Source organism: Geodermatophilus sp. SYSU D00766, from assembly GCF_054049915.1.
In genome coordinates, this window is sequence record NZ_JBJGYI010000002.1 from 174023 (window position 1) to 190642 (window position 16620).

Consider the following 16620-nt stretch of genomic DNA (forward strand, 5'->3'; position numbering starts at 1 on the left):
CCGGTCATGAGCGACACCGAACCGCGCCCGACCCCGCGGGAGGTGGGCGGGCTCGACGCGACCTCCGCGGGGCCGGCCCTCGACCTGCTCCCCGGGCGGGAGGTGATGCTGGGCCCCGGTACCCCGGTGCGGCGGCTGCTGCCCACCCTGGGCCGGCGGATGGTCGGCGCCTGGGCGTTCGTCGACCACTACGGTCCCGACGACGTGTCCGGCAGCGCCGGCATGCAGGTCACCCCGCACCCGCACACCGGCCTGCAGACGGTGTCCTGGCTGATCGAGGGCCGCGTGCACCACCGCGACTCCCTCGGCAGCGACGTGGTCTTCGGCCCGCGCGAGCTGGCGCTCATGACCGCCGGGCACGGCATCGCGCACGCCGAGCAGTCGCCGGTGCCGCACCCGCGGTTCCTGCACGGCGCGCAGCTGTGGGTGGCGCTGCCCGACGCCGCCCGCGACACCGCACCGGCGTTCGAGCACCACGCCGTCCTGCCCGGGTTCACCTCCGACGGGCTGACTGCCACGGTGCTCCTGGGCGGCTTCGGCGGGGTGACCTCCCCGGGCACGGCGCACACCCCGATCGTCGGCGTCGACCTCGACCTCGCCGCCGGGGCCGACGTCGAGGTGCCGCTCGAGCCGGACTTCGAGCACGCCCTGCTCGGCGCCGCGGGCGGGGCCGAGGTCGAGGGCGCGCCGCTGGCGCACGGGGCGATGGTCTACCTCGGCACCGGCCGCCGGTCGGTGCGCATCCGGACCGACGCGCCCGCCCGGCTGCTGCTGCTCGGCGGTGAGCCGTTCGCGGAGCGGCTGGTCATGTGGTGGAACTTCGTCGGCCGGTCCGGCGAGGAGATCGTGGAGTACGCCGAGCGGTGGAACGCCGAGGACGAGCGGTTCGGCGCCGTCCCGGGGTTCGCCGGGGACGAGCGCCAGCTCGCCCCGGCGCTGCCGCCGGTGCCGCTCAAGGCCCGCGGGAGGGTCCGGTGACCGTCGACGACCGCATGCTCGAGTTCCTCGCCGGGCGCCGCTGGGGCGTGCTGGCCACCGTCAAGCGCGACGGCCGGCCGCAGCTGTCCAACGTCGGGTACGCCTACGACCCGGCCGAGCGGTTGTTCCGCGTGTCGGTGACCGCCGACCGCGCGAAGACCCGCAACCTGCAGGCCGACCCGCGGGTGACCCTGCACGTGTCCTCCGAGGACTTCTGGTCCTGGGTGGCCGTCGAGGGCACCGCGGAGCTCACCGCAGTGGCCGCCGACCCGCACGACGCGACTGTCGACGAGCTGGTCGCCTACTACCGCGGGGTCTCCGGCGAGCACGAGGACTGGGACGACTACCGCCGGGCGATGGTCGCCGACCGGCGGCTGGTGGTCCGCTTCCGGCCCGAGCACACCTACGGCCAGGTCCGCGGCTGAGCCGGCCGGTGCCGCGCGCGCACCGGCCGGCCGCGGCACTCAGCTCCCGGACTCCTCCATCACCGAGAAGCCGGCGCCCCACGGGTCCTGCACGACGGCGAACCGGCCGAACTCGGTGTCCTGCGCGGCCATGGTGACCTTCCCGCCGGCCGCCTCGACCGCCGCCACCGTCTCGTCGGTGGACGCGACCGAGAAGCAGGTGGACCAGCCCTTCGGCGCCCCCGGCGTCACCCCGCCGAGACCGCCCAGCGGGCGCTCGCCGGTGGCGAACGTCGCGTAGCCGCCCATGCCCTCGAGCTCGTCGAAGCGGAAGCCGAACACCGCGGCGTAGAAGGCCTGCGCGGCGGCCGGGTCGTCGACGGCGGCCTCGTTCCACGCCAGCGACCCGGGCTCGTTGTGGACCTCGACGCCGGTGTGCGTGCCGGCCTGCCAGAGCCCGAACTGGTTGCCCTGCGGATCGCGCGCCACGACCATCGTGCCCATCGGCCCGACCTCCATGGGCTCGACGACGACGGTGCCGCCGGCCGCGCGGATGCGGTCGCAGGTGGCCGCGGCGTCAGCGGCCGCGAAGTACGTCGTCCAGGAGGGCGAGGCGCCCGGCTCCATGAGCGGGCCGAGGCCGGCGGCCTGGTGGCCGTCCTTGAGCGCGTTGACGTAGCCGCCGAACTCGGGTGAGTCCGCCGTCCACTCCCAGCCCAGCAGCGAGCCGTAGAAGGACTTCGCGGCCGCGACGTCGGCGGCGCCGTAGTCGACCCAGCAGGGCGTGCCGTCGGGCCAGGGGGTGTTCCGGGTGGGCATGGCTCCTCCTCGGGGAGTGCGGGGAGGGCACCGTCCCACCGGGCACCGACACTCCGGCAGGACCCTGTGTGCACTTCCGCGGAAGTGCACACGAACGGGCGTCAGAAGCGGCCGCCGCCGGAGCGTCCGCCGCCGCCGCCGAAGCCGCCGCCGCCCGACCGGCCGCCGGAGCCCCCGAAGCTGCCGCCCCGCGGCCGGCCGCCCCCCAGACCACCGCCGAAGCCGCCGCCGAACCCGCCGCCGCGCATGCCCCCGGCGAGGATGCCGCCGAGCACGAGGCTGCCGAGGTCCACGCCGCCGCGACGGCCGTAGCCGGGCGCGTACCCCGGTCCGTAGCCACCGCCGTAGCCACCGCCGTACCCCGGTCCGTAGCCGCCGCCGAACCCGCCGCCGTAGCCGGACGACCACGTCGCCACGTCGGACTGGGCGAGCTCCAGCGCCTGCCGGGCGAGCTGGTCGGCCAGCTGGGCCTCCCGCAGCGCGCCCTCCGGGTCGGTGCGGCCGACGCCGACGGCGGCGTCGAGGTGGCGCTGGGCCTCGGCCAGCCGGGTGCGGGCCTCCGGACCGACCGCGCCGCGCCGGGTGGCGACGAAGTCGGCGGCCGCGGCCACGGTGGAGCGGGCCCGCAGCAGGGTCTGGTCCAGCGCGGCCGCCGCCCGGCGGGCGCGGGTCTGCGCGTCGCGGGCCACGGCCAGCGCCTGCTCCAGCGCCAGGCCGGCCTCCTCCAGCCGGCGCAGCGCGGCCAGCGGGTCGGGCAGCCCGCCGCCGCCGGGACGCACCGCCTCGTCGGCGGCGGCCAGCCCGGCCTCGGCGCGGGCCACCTGGGGCCGCAGCCCGCCGGCGTCGCCGGAGGCCACCACCGCGCGGGCCTCGGCGAGGTCCTCCTCGACCTCGGCGCGGACGGCGGGCAGCCGCGCGGCGGCGTCCTCGAGGTCGCGCTCGAGCCGGCCGACGGCGTCGAGCAGGGTGCCCACCTGGGCGACGGCGTCCTCGGCGGCCCGCAGGTCACCCACCGCCTCGCCCGACCGCCCGGCCTGCAGCGCCTCCCGGGCCTCCGCCGCCTCGTGCTCGGCGGCGGCCAGCCGGGCGCGGGCCTGCTCGACGTTGTCCGCGACCGGCGCCAGCGCGGTGTCGGCGTAGCGCCGTCGCAGCCGGGCCATCCGCTCCTCGTCCTGCGGCAGCCGGCCGTGCAGGGCGGTGATCCGCGCGGCGAGGCCCTCGAGCACCTGGGGAGCGGTGCGCTCGAGGTCGCGCAGCTGCTCGAAGGCCTCCGCCTGCTCGTCGAGGCGCGCGTCGGCGGCCGAGGTCAGCGAGAGGATCTCGGCCAGCATCGCCCGCTGGGTGGGCTCGTCCTCGGGCACCTCGTCGTCGAGCTGCTGGCGCAGCGTGAAGGCGCGGGTGAGCTCCTGCCGCGACTGCGCCAGGGCGTCGGCGAACCCGGCCACGGCCGCCTCGCCGTACTGCAGCCGGGCGAAGTCCAGGTCGAGCTGGGAGGTCTTCACCGCCTCGTCGAGGTCGAGCAGCGCCGCGCTCGCCCGGCCCTGCAGCTCCGCGGTGGGGACACCGGCGTGCGGGTCGGGCCGCTCCAGCCGGGTGGTGGGCGGCGGCTGCGCGTCCCGCCGGCGCCGCCGGGAGCGGGTCACCAGGTAGGCGCCACCGCCGAGGACGGCGATCCCCCCGACCACCGCCAGGGTCGTCGCCCCCGACCCGTCGCCGCCGGTGTCATCCGACCCGCCCGCGCCGGAGGCGGCGCCGATCCCCTCGGCGAAGGCCACTCCCGCCGCGGCCCAGTCCCCGGCCGCGAGCTCGGGCTCGACGTCGCGGGCGAGGAAGTCCTCGACCTGCGCGTCGCTCTGCGGGAAGCCGTCGTCGACCCAGTAGCCGTACTGCCGGTCGCCCACCGCGACGGCGAGCAGCACGTCGCTGCCGCCCAGACCCGAGAACTGGGCGGTCCGCGCAGCCCACTCGCCGGAGTCCAGGCCGTCGAAGGAGGACACGTAGACGACGAAGGCCTGGGTGCCGTCGTCGGCCTGCCGCTCGTCGACGGCCTGCTGCACCTGTGACACGCCGCCGCCGTCGAGCGCGCCGACGAGGTCGGTGACCTCACCGGGCACCTCAAGGGGCTGCTCGGCCAGCGCCGGTCCGCCGACGGCGAGCACCAGGACCGCCGCGACCGCGAGGACTCCCACCATCCGGCGCACGGCCCGACCCTAGGTCGGGCGCCGGGGAGTCGCCGCCGGAACGACGGCACCGGGTAGGACGGGCACGACCGGGTAGTGGGCTCCTGACCCGGCCCCGGCCCCAGGAGGACCCCCGTGAGCGAGACCGACCGCATCCCCGCCGCCCTGCTGCCCCCGGGGACGGTGGGCCGGGCCGGGTCGTGGGCCGTCGTCAACCGCGACGGGGAGTACTCCGCCGTCTCCCGCCGCTGCCGCCACCAGCTCGCCGACCTGTCGGAGGGCAGCCTGGACGCCGACGGCTGCCTGGTCTGCCCGTGGCACCAGGCGCGCTACGACGTCCGCACCGGCGACATGGTGGCGGGCCCGCGCGGCTTCCTCGGCTACCACGGGCCCACCCCGGGCTACACCCAGTTCGTCCGCGGCTACGCGCACCTGCTGCGGCTGCGGGTCAGGAAGGCGCTGCGCCGCGGCGACGACGTCGTGGTGGAGTGACGCCGGCCCCTCGGAGGGACCCGCCGCGAGCCTGGGGGTGGCGGGGGCGAGAGTCCTCCGTCAGCGCCACTCGATCGGCTCATCGACGCCCTGCACGAGCGCGTCGGACTCCGGACTGGCCACCCCCGTCGGGCGCACGCTGACGCCCTGGGTGGCGGCCACCTCCTCGGCCGACCGGGGCTGCAGCACGCCGTCGCGGATCTCCTCGGCCCAGTGACAGCTCACCAGGTGCCCCGTCCCGAGCTCGCGCAGCGCCGGGACCTCGTCGTCGCACCGGGTCTCCTGCCGCCACGGGCACCGGGTGTGGAACCGGCAGCCGCTCGGCGGGTTGGCCGGTGAGGGGAGGTCACCGGCCAGCAGGATGCGCTCGCGGCTCTCCTCGACCACCGGGTCGGGCACCGGGACGGCGCTCAGCAGCGCCCGGCTGTAGGGGTGCAGCGGCTCGGCGTACAGGACGTCGGAGGGCGCCTGCTCGACCAGCGACCCCAGGTACATGACGCCGATGACGTCGCTGATGTGCCGGACCACGGCGAGGTCGTGCGCGATGACCAGGTAGGTCAGGCCGAGCCGCTCCTGCAGCTCCTCGAGCAGGTTGACCACCTGCGCCTGGACGCTGACGTCGAGCGCGGAGACCGGCTCGTCGGCGATGAGCAGGTCGGGCTCGAGCGCGATGGCGCGCGCGATGCCGATGCGCTGCCGCTGGCCGCCGGAGAACTCGTGCGGGTAGCGGCGCAGCGCCGCCGAGGGCAGCCCGACGGCGTCGAGCAGCGTGCGGATCCGCTCGGCGATGCCGCGCTTGCCACCGCCCAGGCCGTGCGCGTGCAGCGGCTCGGACAGGAGCGACTCGACGTTCTGCCGGGGGTCGAGGCTGCCCAGCGGGTCCTGGAAGACCATCTGCATCCGGCGGCGCATCGTGCGCAGCGGCTCACCCTGCAGCGAGGCGACGTCGGTGCCGTCGAAGACGACCTTGCCGGCGGTGGGCTCGACCAGCCGCAGGACGGCGCGGCCGAGGGTGGACTTCCCGCAGCCGGACTCCCCCACCAGCCCGTAGGTGCTGCCGCGGGCGATGCTGAGGTCCACCCCGTCGACGGCCCGGACGTGTCCCACCGTGCGGTCGACGACCACCCCCCGCTTGATCGGGAAGTGCACCTGCAGGCCCTCGACCCGCAGCAGCGGGTCGGCGGCGGTGCTGTCGACGGCGGGGACGGCGGTCATCGGGCGGCTCCGGACGCGGTGGCCCCGGCCGGGGACCTCGGGTGCTGCAGGGGGTGGCGGCAGCGCAGCTCGCGGCCGGGGCCGTCGAACTCGAGCGGCACGGTGCTGCCGGCGACCTCGGTGAGGCAGTCGTCCTGGGCGTTGTCGCACCGCGGGGCGAACGCGCACCCCTCGGCCCACGGGATGGCGTCGCGGGCGGAGCCGCGGATGGGGTGCAGCGGGGCGCCGCGGGCGGCGTCGAGCCGTGGCACCGAGGCGAGCAGCCCGCCGGTGTAGGGGTGGCGGGGCCGCGCGAACAGCTCGTGGCGGTCGGCGGACTCGATGATCCGGCCGGAGTACATGACGTGCACCCGGTCGCACAGCCCGGCCACCACGCCCAGGTCGTGGGTGATCATCACCAGCGCGGTGCCGGAGTCGACCACCAGCTCGCGCAGCAGCTCGAGGATCTGCGCCTGGATGGTGACGTCGAGGGCGGTGGTGGGCTCGTCGGCGATGAGCAGGCGTGGGGCGCAGGCCAGCGCCATCGCGATGAGCGCCCGCTGGCGCATGCCGCCGGAGAGCTGGTGCGGGTACTCCTTGAGCCGGCGCGAGGGGTCGGGGATGCCCACGCGGTCGAGCAGGCGGGTGGCCTCGTCGACCGCCTCCTTCTTCGACATCTCCCGGTGCTCGAGCAGCACCTCGGTGACCTGGGTGCCGATGGGCACCGTGGGGTTCAGCGACGAGAGCGGGTCCTGGAACACCATGGCCATGTCCGCGCCGCGCAGCCGGCGCAGCGCCCGGTCGCCGGCCCCGAGGAGTTCGCGGCCGTCGAGCCGCACCGAGCCGCCCACCTCCACGCCACGGCCGGGCAGCAGTCCCATGACCGCCAGCGAGGTCACCGACTTCCCGCAGCCGGACTCCCCGACCAGTCCCACCGTCTCCCCCGGCCCGACGGAGAAGCTGACCCCGTCGACGGCGCGGGTGGGCTGCTCGCCCCTGCGCGTGAACGTGACGGTGAGCTCGTCGACGTCGAGGACGGAGGCGCCGACGGTGTCCGCCTCACGGGCCGGCAGCGACTCGATGGTCACCGGGTCACCTCCGGAACTTCGGGTCGAGCGCCTCGCGCAGCGACTCGCCCAGCAGCGTGAAGCCGAGCGCGACCACGATGATGCACAGGGCCGGGTAGATGGCCAGCTCCGGCCGGATGGACAGGAACGCCTGGGCGTTGGACAGCATGGCCCCCCACTCCGGACGGGCGAGGTCGGGGTCTCCGAGACCCAGGAAGGACAGCGCCGCCGCCTCGATGATCGCCGTCGCCAGCGACAGCGTCGCCTGGACGATGACCGGTGACAGCGAGTTGGGCAGCACGTGCCCGAACACGATCCGGCTGCGGCGGATGCCCAGGGCCCGCGCGGCGAGGGCGTAGTCACTGTCCCGCTGGGCCAGCATCGACCCGCGCAGCAGCCGGGCGAAGACGGGGACCTGGGTGACCGCGATGGCGATCATCAGCGACCACTGGTTCTGCCCCAGGAGCACCGAGATGCTGATCGCCATCAGCAGGCTGGGCAGCGACAGCAGGATGTCGACGAACCGCATGACGACGGTGTCCACCCAGCCGCCGAACGCCCCCGCCAGCACGCCCAGCGCCATGCCGACCGTGGCGCCGAGCAGCGTGGACACCACGCCGATGAGCAGCGACTGCCGGGACCCGACGATCAGCCGGCTCAGCAGGTCGCGGCCGAGGTTGTCCACGCCGAGGGGGAAGCCCTCCTGGCTGCCGGGGATGGAGCCCGGTCGGATCTCGCTGAGCAGGTACTGCGCGTACGGGTCGCGCGGGGCCAGGAACGGGGCGAAGGCCGCGACCAGCAGGAAGACGACGACGATGATGGCGCCGGCGATGGCGACCGGGTTGCGCCGCAGCCGGCGGAAGGCGCTGCGGGTCAGCGAGAGGCCGCCCTCGCCCTCGGGCACCTGACCGGCGCGGGCGGCGAGCTCGTCGATGCGCCGCCGCCGGACGTCCCCGATCGCGGTCACCGGACACGCACCCGCGGGTCGAGCAGACCGTACGAGATGTCGACCAGCAGGTTGATCAGCACATACATCACCGACAGCATGAGGATGAAGCCCTGGAGGACGGCGAAGTCCCGGGCGAATATCGAGTCGAAGATGGCCGAGCCGACGCCGCCGAACGCGAACACGGTCTCGGTGAGCACCGCACCGGACAGCAGCAGCCCGGTCTGCAGGCCGATCGTCGTCGACACCGGCAGCAGCGCGTTGCGCAGGACGTGCCGCCGGCGGACGGTCGCCGTCGCCAGGCCCTTGGCGTTGGCCGTGCGCACGTAGTCCTCGTTCACCACGTCGAGGACCGAGGCCCGGGTGATCCGCACGATGATCGCCAGCGGGATGGTGCCCAGCGCGATGCCCGGCAGCACCAGGTGCGTGAAGGCGTCCCAGGCGGCGTCCCACTCCCGGGTGAGCAGGCCGTCGAGGACGTAGAAGTTCGTGACGCGGGTGGCGTCGATGCGCACCTCCTGGCGCCCGGAGCCGGGCAGCCAGCCCAGCTCGACGGCGAACAGCAGGCGCAGCAGGTAGGCGAGGAAGAAGACCGGGATCGCGACGCCGAGGAGTGACCCGATGACCGACGCCGAGTCCAGCCAGCTGCCGTGCTTGCGGGCGGCCAGGTAGCCCAGCGGGATGCCGACGCCGATCGCGAACACCATCGCGAAGACCGTGAGCTCGATGGTGCCGGGCATCCGCTCGAGGAACTCCTCGGTGACCGGGCGCCCGGTGCGGGAGGAGTTGCCGAAGTCGAGCTGGACGGCGCGGCCCAGGAAGCGCAGGTACTGGACGTAGAGCGGCTGGTCGAGCCCGAACAGCTCGTTGTAGCGCGCGATCGCCTCGGGTGTGGCGCGCTCGCCGAGGGCGGCCTGGGCCGGCCCGCCCGGCAGGGCGCGCAGCCAGGCGAAGAGCAGGAGCGACAGCCCCAGCAGGATCGGGATCAGCTGGAGGAGCCGCCGGACGATGAAGCGGAGCACGCGCTCGGGTCACCTCTCCACGACGGGGCACGACCGGACACGGGACCGGCCGCGCCGGGACAGGACGAGCCTGTCCCGGCGCGGCCGGCGGTGGGGCTCAGTCGCTGAGGGACACCGTCGCGAAGGTCTCGGCGGTCAGCGGGCTGGGCTCCAGGCCCTGGACGTTCTCCGCCACCACGAGCGCCGGCGGGGAGTGCGAGATCGGGACACCGGGCAGGTAGTCCATGATCAGCCGGTTGGCCTCCTGGTACTGCTCGGTGCGGGCCGCCGCGTCGGGCTCGGCGTCGGCCTCGGCGAGCGCCGCGAAGATCTCCGGGTTGCTGAACGACCCGAACTCCGCCGACGCCTGGCCGTTCCCCGCCTCGGCGAAGAACGTGCCGATGAAGTTGTAGGCGTCGTTGTAGTCACCGGTCCACCCGAGCAGGTGGATGTCGGCCTGGCCGGCCTGGACCGCGTTGAGGTAGTCCGGGTTCCACGGCAGCGCCACCGGCTCGATGGTGAAGCCGGCGTCGATCAGGTTCTGGTTGATCACCTGGAACATCGCGGCCGGGTCCGGCAGGTAGGGCCGGCTGACCTCGGTCGGGTAGTAGAACCGCAGCGTCCGGCTGGCCGGGTTCGCCTCGTCGAGCAGCTGGCGGGCCCGGTCGGGGTCGTAGTCGTAGGTGGTGACGTCCTCGGCCCACCCGTCGACGGTCGGCGGCATGAACTGCGTGGCCGCCTCGGCGCCCTCGGGCAGGAGCGAGTTGACGATCGTCTCGCGGTCGATGGCGTGCGCGATCGCCTGGCGCACGCGCGGGTCCTGCAGCGCCGGGTTGGCCTGCGTGCCGGGCACGTTCCCGCCGTTGAAGCCGAGGTACAGGATGTTGAACGGGTCGCGCACCAGGATCTGCAGGCCCTCGTCCTCGAGGGTCTGGTAGTCCGCCGGCGCGACGAAGTCGTAGCCGTCGATCGAGCCGGCCTGCAGCTCCTGACGGCGCGCGTTCGCGTCGGGGATGGTCCGGAAGATGATCTCGTCGAGGAGGGCCGGCTCGCCCCAGTAGTCCTCGTTGCGGACGATGGTCACCTCGCCGTTGCCGCGGTCCCAGCTCTCGAACCGGAACGGCCCGGTACCGACCGGGTTCTCGAGGGAGTACTGGCTGTAGGTGAGCGCGTCCTCCGACCCGGACAGGTTGTCGGCGTCACCCTCCTGCAGCGCCGTCGGGCTCTGGATGGAGAAGGCGGGCAGCGACAGCGCGGCGGGGAACTTCGAGGTGACCTGGGTCAGCCGGATCACCGCGGTGCTCTCGTCGGTGGCCTCGCAGCTCTCGTAGATGCTCGGGGTGTCCGGCGTGCTGGCGAAGCCGCCGAAGACCGCCTGGTAGTAGTACGAGGCGCTGGGGCTCTGGGCCAGCCCCTCGAAGTTGTACCAGCGGTCGAAGTTGAAGCAGACCGCCTCGGCGTTGAAGTCCGTGCCGTCGTGGAACTGCACGCCCTCGCGGAGGCTGAAGGTGTACTCCAGGCCGTCCTCGCTGACCTCGTAGTCCTCCGCGAGCTGCGGCACGGGCTCCGTACCGCCGAGCTCGTTGGTGAACAGCCCCTCGTGGATCTGGCGCGCGATCCGGAAGGTCTCGCCGTCGCTGGCGAACGCCGGGTCGAACATGGCCGGGTCGCCGGCTGCACCGAAGACGAGGGTGCCGCCGGACTGGGCCTCGCCGCCCTCCCCGCCGGAGCCGGAGTCGGAGTCCCGGTCGCTGGAGGCACAGGCGGCCAGGGTGACGGCGGTCAGTGCGGCCGCGGAGGCGGCCAGCACTCGCTGTGGTCGACGCTGCATCGCAGAAGACCTGCCTTCTCGGCCCGTCCTGGGCCGGGTGATCCGTGGTGGACGGCCGTGCCGGCGCATGACCTCCGGACGGCGTGCACAGGGACCCTAGGTCCGGCCTGTGACCTCGATGACAGGGGGATGCGTTTCGACACCGATTCGCAACCTGAGCAGGCCCTCAGCACCCCTCACCCCACGGGGACGACCCGCCCGCAGGGACCCGCCCGGAGCAGGAACCGCTCAGGCGTCGATGCGGCGGCGGCCCTCGAACGCCCGGCCCAGCGTGATCTCGTCGGCGTACTCCAGGTCGCCGCCCACCGGCAGGCCGCTGGCCAGCCGGGACACGGTGAGCCCCAGCGGGCCGACCAGCCGCGCGAGGTAGGCCGCGGTGGCCTCGCCCTCGAGGTTGGGGTCGGTGGCGATGATCAGCTCGGTGACGGTGCCGTCCATGAGCCGGGTCATGAGCTCCTTGACCCTCAGGTCGTCGGGGCCGACGCCCTCGATCGGGCTGATCGCCCCGCCGAGGACGTGGTAGCGGCCGCGGAACTCCCGGGTGCGCTCGATGGCGACGACGTCCTTGGGCTCCTCGACGACGCAGATGACGTCGGCGGAGCGGCGCGGGTCGCGGCAGATGCGGCACTGCTCGCCCTCGGCGACGTTGTAGCAGGTCACGCAGAAGCGGACCTCGGCCTGCACGCGCTGCAGCGCGGCGACCAGCCGGCCGACGTCGGCGGACTCGGCGGCCAGCAGGTGGAAGGCGATGCGCTGGGCGCTCTTCGGCCCGACGCCGGGCAGGCGGCCGAGCTCGTCGATGAGGTCCTGGACGGCCCCCTCGTACACGGTGCTCCTCGGGGAAGTGGGATCGCGGGCCCGGTCAGGCGCCGGGCAGCCCCGGCATGCCGGGCAGGCCGCCGGCCAGCGGGCTCATGCGGTCGGCGGTCAGCTGGTCGACCTGGCGGGCGGCGTCGCGGACGGCGGCCACGACGAGGTCCTGGAGGGTCTCCACGTCGTCGGGGTCGACGGCGGAGGGGGCGATGGTGACGGCGGTGAGCTCACCGCTGCCCGACATCGTGGCCGTGACCAGCCCGCCGCCGGCCGAGCCGGTGACCTGCTCGTTCGCCAGCTGCTCCTGGGCGGCGGCCAGGGCCTGCTGCATCTGCTGGGCCTGCGCGAGGAGCGCCTGCAGGTCGGGCTGGCCACCACCACCGGGGAACATGCCCCGAGGGTAGGCCGAGGGGACGACATCCGGCGGGACGTGGCGGGTGGCGGGAACGGCGCCGACCGGCCCCGCGCCGCTCAGGACTCGACCGGCCGGGCCCCCAGCTCCGCGCGCAGCAGGGCGAGGGCCGCCTGCTCGGGGTCGACCGCGGGGACGTGCTCGCGCTCGCCGCCGTCCTCGGACTGCTCCGCGGCCCGCTGGGCCAGCAGCTCGCGCGCCTCGGCGGCCTCGGCGGCGCGCGCCGCCTCGCGGGCTCCCTCGGGGCCCCCACCCGCCGCCGGGGCCCGGCCCGCCGCGCCCTCGACGACCGCCTCGACCCGCCAGCGCACGCCGAGCAGCTCGTTGAGCGCCTCGCGCAGCACGTCCTTGTTGAGGTCGTCGCCGATGCGCCGGGCCAGCGCCGGGGACGTCGTGGACAGCGTCAGGACGCCGCCGGCGAGGTCGTGCACCTGCGCGTTCTTCAGCAGCGCCTCGGTGGTGCGCTTGTGCCGCTTGACCACGGCGAGCAGCTCGGGCCACACCCGGCGGACGTCGCCGGTGGTCAGCTCGCCGTCGCCACCGGTGCCGGCGCCGGGCGGGTTCGCCGACACCACGGGGGTGGGCTCGCTGCCCCGCGGGGCGGGGGCGGACTCGGCCGCGGCGCGCGGCGCGGCCGCCGGCGGGCGCGGCTCGGCCACGCGGGCCGCGGCGGCGCGGACGGCGTCCGGGCGGGGCGGGTGCGGGTGGTCCTCGTCGTCGGTGGGCTCCGGCGGGAGCGGGATGTCCGGCTCGCCCTGCGCGACGCGCGGGCCGGTCCGGGCCGGCGCCGGGGCGGCACCGGAACCCGGTGGCGTCGTCTCCGGCCAGTCGTCGGCCGCCGGGGCCGACGCGGGCGCCGGGGCCGACGCGGGCGCCGGGGCCGCCGCCGGACGGGAGCCCGAGCCGGGCGGGGTGGTCTCCGGCCAGTCGTCACCGGCCGCAGGGGCCGCGTCGGCGGCTGCCGGCCGGGACGCGGCGGGCGGTGCGGAGGCGGGGGTGGCCGCGTCCGGCGGAGCCGCGGCCTGGGTGCGCTGGGAGGGCCGGACGTACTCCCGCCGCGACGCCCCGCCCCGCTCGGCGGGCGCCGGCTCGTCGCCGGCCGGCGCCGGGCGCGGCGCCTCGCGAACGGGGACGTCGCGAACGGGGACGTCGCGAACGGGGACGTCGCGAACGGGGGTGTCGCGGACCGGGACGTCGGCGGCCGCGCCGTCGCCGGCGATCGACAGCCGCCGCTCGAGCCGCTCGAGTCGCTGCAGGGTGGCCACCGCGGAGCCGTCGGTGGCCGGCAGCAGCATGCGGGCGCAGACCAGCTCCAGCAGCAGCCGCGGCGCGGTGGTGCCGCGCATCTCGGACAGCCCGGCGTGCACGGTGTCGGCCAGCCGCGACAGCGTCGCCGACCCCAGCGCCCGCGCCTGCGAGGTCATCAGGTCCAGCCGGTCCGGCGGGCAGTCGAGCAGGCCGTTGCCGCCCGCCTCGGGCACGGCGTCGAGCACGATGAGGTCGCGCAGCCGGTCGAGCAGGTCGGTGGCGAAGCGGCGCGGGTCGTGCCCGGCCTCGACGACGCGGTCGACGGCGCGGAAGACACCCGGCGCGTCGGAGGCGGCCAGCGCGTCGATGGCCTCGTCGAGCAGGGCGTCGTCGGTGACACCGAGCAGGCCCACCGCGGAGGCGTACGTGACGCCCTCGGGCCCGGCGCCGGCCAGCAGCTGGTCGAGGATCGACAGCGAGTCGCGCACCGAGCCGCCGCCGGCGCGCACCACCAGCGGGAAGACCGTGGGCTCGACCTGCACGCCCTCGGCGGCGCAGGTCCTCTCCAGCAGCCCGCGCAGCGTCGTGGGCGGCACGAGCCGGAACGGGTAGTGGTGCGTGCGCGAGCGGATCGTCGGCAGCACCTTGTCCGGCTCCGTCGTGGCGAAGACGAAGACCAGGAACTCCGGCGGTTCCTCGACCACCTTGAGCAGGGCGTTGAAGCCCTGCGTGGTCACCATGTGCGCCTCGTCGACGATGTAGACCTTGTAGCGGCTGCTCACCGGGGCGAAGAAGGCGCGCTCGCGCAGGTCGCGGGCGTCGTCGACGCCGCCGTGGCTGGCCGCGTCGATCTCGATGACGTCGAGGGAACCGGGGCCGTCGGGCGCCAGCGCCACGCAGGAGGCGCACACGCCGCACGGCGTCGACGTCGGGCCCTGCTCGCAGTTCAGCGACCGGGCGAGGATGCGCGCCGACGAGGTCTTGCCGCAGCCGCGCGGTCCGCTGAACAGGTAGGCGTGGTTGACCCGGCCGCCGTCGACGGCGTTGACCAGCGGCGTCGTGACGTGCTCCTGGCCGACCACCTCGGCGAAGGTCGCCGGGCGGTACTTCCGGTAGAGCGCCAGAGCCACGCGGCGAGGTTACGTGGCGGGGACGACGTCCCGGGGACACCGGGACGCCGCCCGTGTCACCGGGTCAGGGCGCCACCGGGTCAGGGCGTCATCGCCAGCCGCAGCAGGAACTCGACCTGCCCGCGGTCCTCGACGCGCACGAAGCCCAGGTTGGGTGCGGTGATGCCGAAGTCGGCGAAGACCACCGGCACGGCACCGGAGACCTCCACCCCCTCGGCGGTGCGGACGACGGCGAGGTCGGCCTGCACCTGCCGGGTCTGCCCGCGCAGCGTGAGGTCGCCGGTCACCGGGACGGTCACCGGCGTGCCGGAGAGCTCGGGGAGGTCGACCGGTCCGCGGACGGTGAACGTCCCCGTCGGGTACGTGTCGACGTCCATGACGTTGCCGCGGAAGTAGGAGTCCCGCTGGCCGATGTCGGTGCGGATGCTCGCGACGTCGACCGAGACCTCCGCCGACGCCAGGTCCCCGCCCTGGATGACGACGGACCCGGTGACCTGGTCGGTGGTGCCGGCGACGGTGACGTTCGCGCCGTTGAGGACCTCGTCGACGCGGTAGCCGGCCGAGGAGCCCGGGACGACGGTCCACGTGCCGTCGGTCTCGGGCACCAGCTCGACGTCGGAGGGCTGCGCCTGCACGGTCGGCGCCGCGGCGGCGTCCTCCTGCGTCGCGGCGTAGAGCAGCGGGCCGACGCCGATCCCGAGGGCGAGGAGCGCGAGGACCCCTCCGACGATCCACCAGGTGCGACGACGACGGGCCATGGCGTCTCCTTCCCTCGACGGACCGCGGATGCTGGCCGGTCGACCTGTGAGCCGGCTGTGAGCCGGGGGAAGAAGGGACCCCCCGTGCACCCGCCAGAGCCCGCTTATCCTTGCTGCCTTCCGGCCCTGGGGAGGTTCACAGGGTGACGCCACACGAGGGGTCTGCACACCACTGTAGAGGACGGCGGTCGCTAGGCTCCCGGGGCATGACGCCCCGGCACGCCCTCGTGCTGCCCCCGCCCCGCTCCTGACCCGGAGCACCGCGGGCTGATCCGCGCGGCCGGCACGTGCCGGCCGCCACTGCGCCGTGCTCCGGACCGCCGCCCCGTCCGGAACCAGCGCCCAGGAGCGTCATGTCCACCCCCTCCCTCTCCCTCGCCTCCCGGCGCGACTCCCCGTCGTCCCGGCGGGGTTTCGCGTTCGTCGTCCTCGCGGCCCTGTGCTGGGGGACCTCCGGCCTGTCCGGCCGCGTCGTCGCCGACCGCAGCGGCCTGTCCGCGCTCGACATCGCCTGGTACCGCCTGGCGATCGGCGCAGCCGCCCTGTTCGCGGCCTGGGCGCTGACCGCCCGGCGCCGCGGGCCGGCCGTCCCGGTGACGCGGCCGGTGGCCGGCCGCCTGGTCCTCATCGGCGCCGGGCTGGCCGCCTACCAGCTCGCCTACTTCAGCGCCGTCGAGCGGGCCGGCGTGAGCATCGCCACGCTCGTCGCGCTCGGCCTCGCGCCGCTGCTCGTCGCCGTCGGCGGCACCCTGCTCGGCGCCGGCCGGCCGAACCGGGCCACCCTCGTCGCGCTGGCGGTCGCCCTCGTCGGGCTCACCCTGCTCGTGGGCGTCTCCGCCGGCGCCGACACCGGGACGACCGTGCTGCTCGGCGCGCTGACGGCGGCCGGCTCGGCGCTCGGCTACGCCGTCGTCACGCTGGCCGGCGGCGGCGTGCCGGCCGGTGTCCCGGTGACGCTGGCCGGGTTCGCCGGCGGTGCGCTGCTGCTCACCCCGGTCGTCCTCGCCGAGGGGCTGACCGTCCCGTCCGACGGCGTCGTGGTGGCGGTGCTGCTCTACCTGGGGCTGGTGCCCAGCGCGCTGGCCTACCGGCTGTTCTTCACCGGCGTGCGCACGGTGCCGGGTGCGGTGGCCTCGATCGTGACGCTGCTCGAGCCGCTGACGGCGACGGTGCTGGCCACGGCGTTCCTCGGGGAGCGGCTCGAGCCGGCCGCCGTCGCCGGCGGGGCGCTGCTGCTCGCCGCGGTCGCCGGGCTCTACGTGCGCGAGCTGGGCCGCCGGGCGGCGCCGGTCGGGGCGACCGGCGCGTGAACGACGACGGGCCCCGGCGATCTGCCGGGGCCCGTCG

15 protein-coding genes and 1 other RNA gene are annotated in these 16620 nt (G+C 75.4%); 4 read left to right on the forward strand and 12 right to left on the reverse strand.

The features are described from left to right. Positions 1 to 6: 6 nt before the first annotated feature. Complete coding sequence (locus tag ACI8AD_RS02795) at positions 7 to 978, forward strand: pirin family protein (protein WP_456869037.1); 972 nt, start codon at positions 7 to 9, stop codon at positions 976 to 978. Next, positions 975 to 1403, forward strand: coding sequence for a PPOX class F420-dependent oxidoreductase (locus ACI8AD_RS02800; protein ID WP_456869038.1), 429 nt, complete (start codon positions 975 to 977; stop codon positions 1401 to 1403). Before ACI8AD_RS02795 ends, ACI8AD_RS02800 begins: the two co-directional genes overlap by 4 nt. 39 nt (positions 1404 to 1442) lie before the next feature. On the opposite strand, the gene ACI8AD_RS02805 is transcribed toward ACI8AD_RS02800, so the two are convergent. Continuing rightward, positions 1443 to 2201: a VOC family protein gene (locus tag ACI8AD_RS02805; RefSeq protein ID WP_456869039.1), complete on the reverse strand. Its 759-nt coding sequence runs from the start codon at positions 2199 to 2201 to the stop codon at positions 1443 to 1445. A gap of 101 nt (positions 2202 to 2302) precedes the next feature. Beyond that, positions 2303 to 4393, reverse strand: coding sequence for a TPM domain-containing protein (locus ACI8AD_RS02810; RefSeq protein ID WP_456869160.1), 2091 nt, complete (start codon positions 4391 to 4393; stop codon positions 2303 to 2305). Between the two features lie 123 nt (positions 4394 to 4516). Here ACI8AD_RS02810 and ACI8AD_RS02815 point away from each other — a divergent pair, with 123 nt between their 5' ends. Further along, the gene (locus ACI8AD_RS02815) at positions 4517 to 4873 is read left to right on the forward strand and encodes a Rieske (2Fe-2S) protein (protein ID WP_456869040.1); all 357 of its coding nucleotides are present in this window, start codon (positions 4517 to 4519) and stop codon (positions 4871 to 4873) included. Positions 4874 to 4933: 60 nt separating this feature from the next. Here the strand turns inward: ACI8AD_RS02815 and ACI8AD_RS02820 are convergent, their stop codons facing one another. The 10 genes from ACI8AD_RS02820 to ffs all read right to left on the reverse strand — a co-directional run bounded on the left by ACI8AD_RS02820 (position 4934) and on the right by ffs (position 15439). Continuing rightward, a complete protein-coding gene (locus ACI8AD_RS02820; protein WP_456869041.1) occupies positions 4934 to 6088 on the reverse strand; it encodes an ABC transporter ATP-binding protein in 1155 nt (384 codons plus the stop codon). Then, the gene (locus tag ACI8AD_RS02825) at positions 6085 to 7155 is read right to left on the reverse strand and encodes an ABC transporter ATP-binding protein (RefSeq protein WP_456869042.1); all 1071 of its coding nucleotides are present in this window, start codon (positions 7153 to 7155) and stop codon (positions 6085 to 6087) included. Before ACI8AD_RS02825 ends, ACI8AD_RS02820 begins: the two co-directional genes overlap by 4 nt. Before the next feature lie 4 nt (positions 7156 to 7159). Further along, positions 7160 to 8101 carry an ABC transporter permease gene (locus ACI8AD_RS02830; protein ID WP_456869043.1) on the reverse strand — a complete coding sequence of 314 codons (942 nt, stop codon included), beginning with the start codon at positions 8099 to 8101 and terminating at the stop codon, positions 7160 to 7162. Next, on the reverse strand, positions 8098 to 9102 hold the full coding sequence (locus ACI8AD_RS02835; RefSeq protein ID WP_456869044.1) for an ABC transporter permease: 1005 nt from the start codon (positions 9100 to 9102) through the stop codon (positions 8098 to 8100). The genes ACI8AD_RS02830 and ACI8AD_RS02835 overlap by 4 nt, the downstream gene beginning before the upstream one ends. Positions 9103 to 9199: 97 nt before the next feature. Beyond that, positions 9200 to 10912, reverse strand: coding sequence for an ABC transporter substrate-binding protein (locus ACI8AD_RS02840; RefSeq protein ID WP_456869045.1), 1713 nt, complete (start codon positions 10910 to 10912; stop codon positions 9200 to 9202). A 228-nt stretch (positions 10913 to 11140) separates the two neighbouring features. Beyond that, on the reverse strand, positions 11141 to 11740 hold the full coding sequence (recR, locus tag ACI8AD_RS02845; protein WP_456869046.1) for a recombination mediator RecR: 600 nt from the start codon (positions 11738 to 11740) through the stop codon (positions 11141 to 11143). 34 nt (positions 11741 to 11774) lie between these two features. Continuing rightward, positions 11775 to 12116: a YbaB/EbfC family nucleoid-associated protein gene (locus ACI8AD_RS02850; RefSeq protein ID WP_456869047.1), complete on the reverse strand. Its 342-nt coding sequence runs from the start codon at positions 12114 to 12116 to the stop codon at positions 11775 to 11777. An 80-nt stretch (positions 12117 to 12196) separates the two neighbouring features. After that, on the reverse strand, positions 12197 to 14515 hold the full coding sequence (locus tag ACI8AD_RS02855) for a DNA polymerase III subunit gamma and tau (protein WP_456869048.1): 2319 nt from the start codon (positions 14513 to 14515) through the stop codon (positions 12197 to 12199). A gap of 80 nt (positions 14516 to 14595) precedes the next feature. Beyond that, positions 14596 to 15273 carry a YceI family protein gene (locus tag ACI8AD_RS02860; protein ID WP_456869049.1) on the reverse strand — a complete coding sequence of 226 codons (678 nt, stop codon included), beginning with the start codon at positions 15271 to 15273 and terminating at the stop codon, positions 14596 to 14598. A 70-nt stretch (positions 15274 to 15343) separates the two neighbouring features. Continuing rightward, an RNA gene (gene ffs / locus ACI8AD_RS02865) (signal recognition particle sRNA small type) lies at positions 15344 to 15439 on the reverse strand. A 187-nt stretch (positions 15440 to 15626) separates the two neighbouring features. Here ffs and ACI8AD_RS02870 point away from each other — a divergent pair. Next, a complete protein-coding gene (locus ACI8AD_RS02870; protein WP_456869050.1) occupies positions 15627 to 16583 on the forward strand; it encodes a DMT family transporter in 957 nt (318 codons plus the stop codon). Positions 16584 to 16620 lie beyond the last annotated feature (37 nt).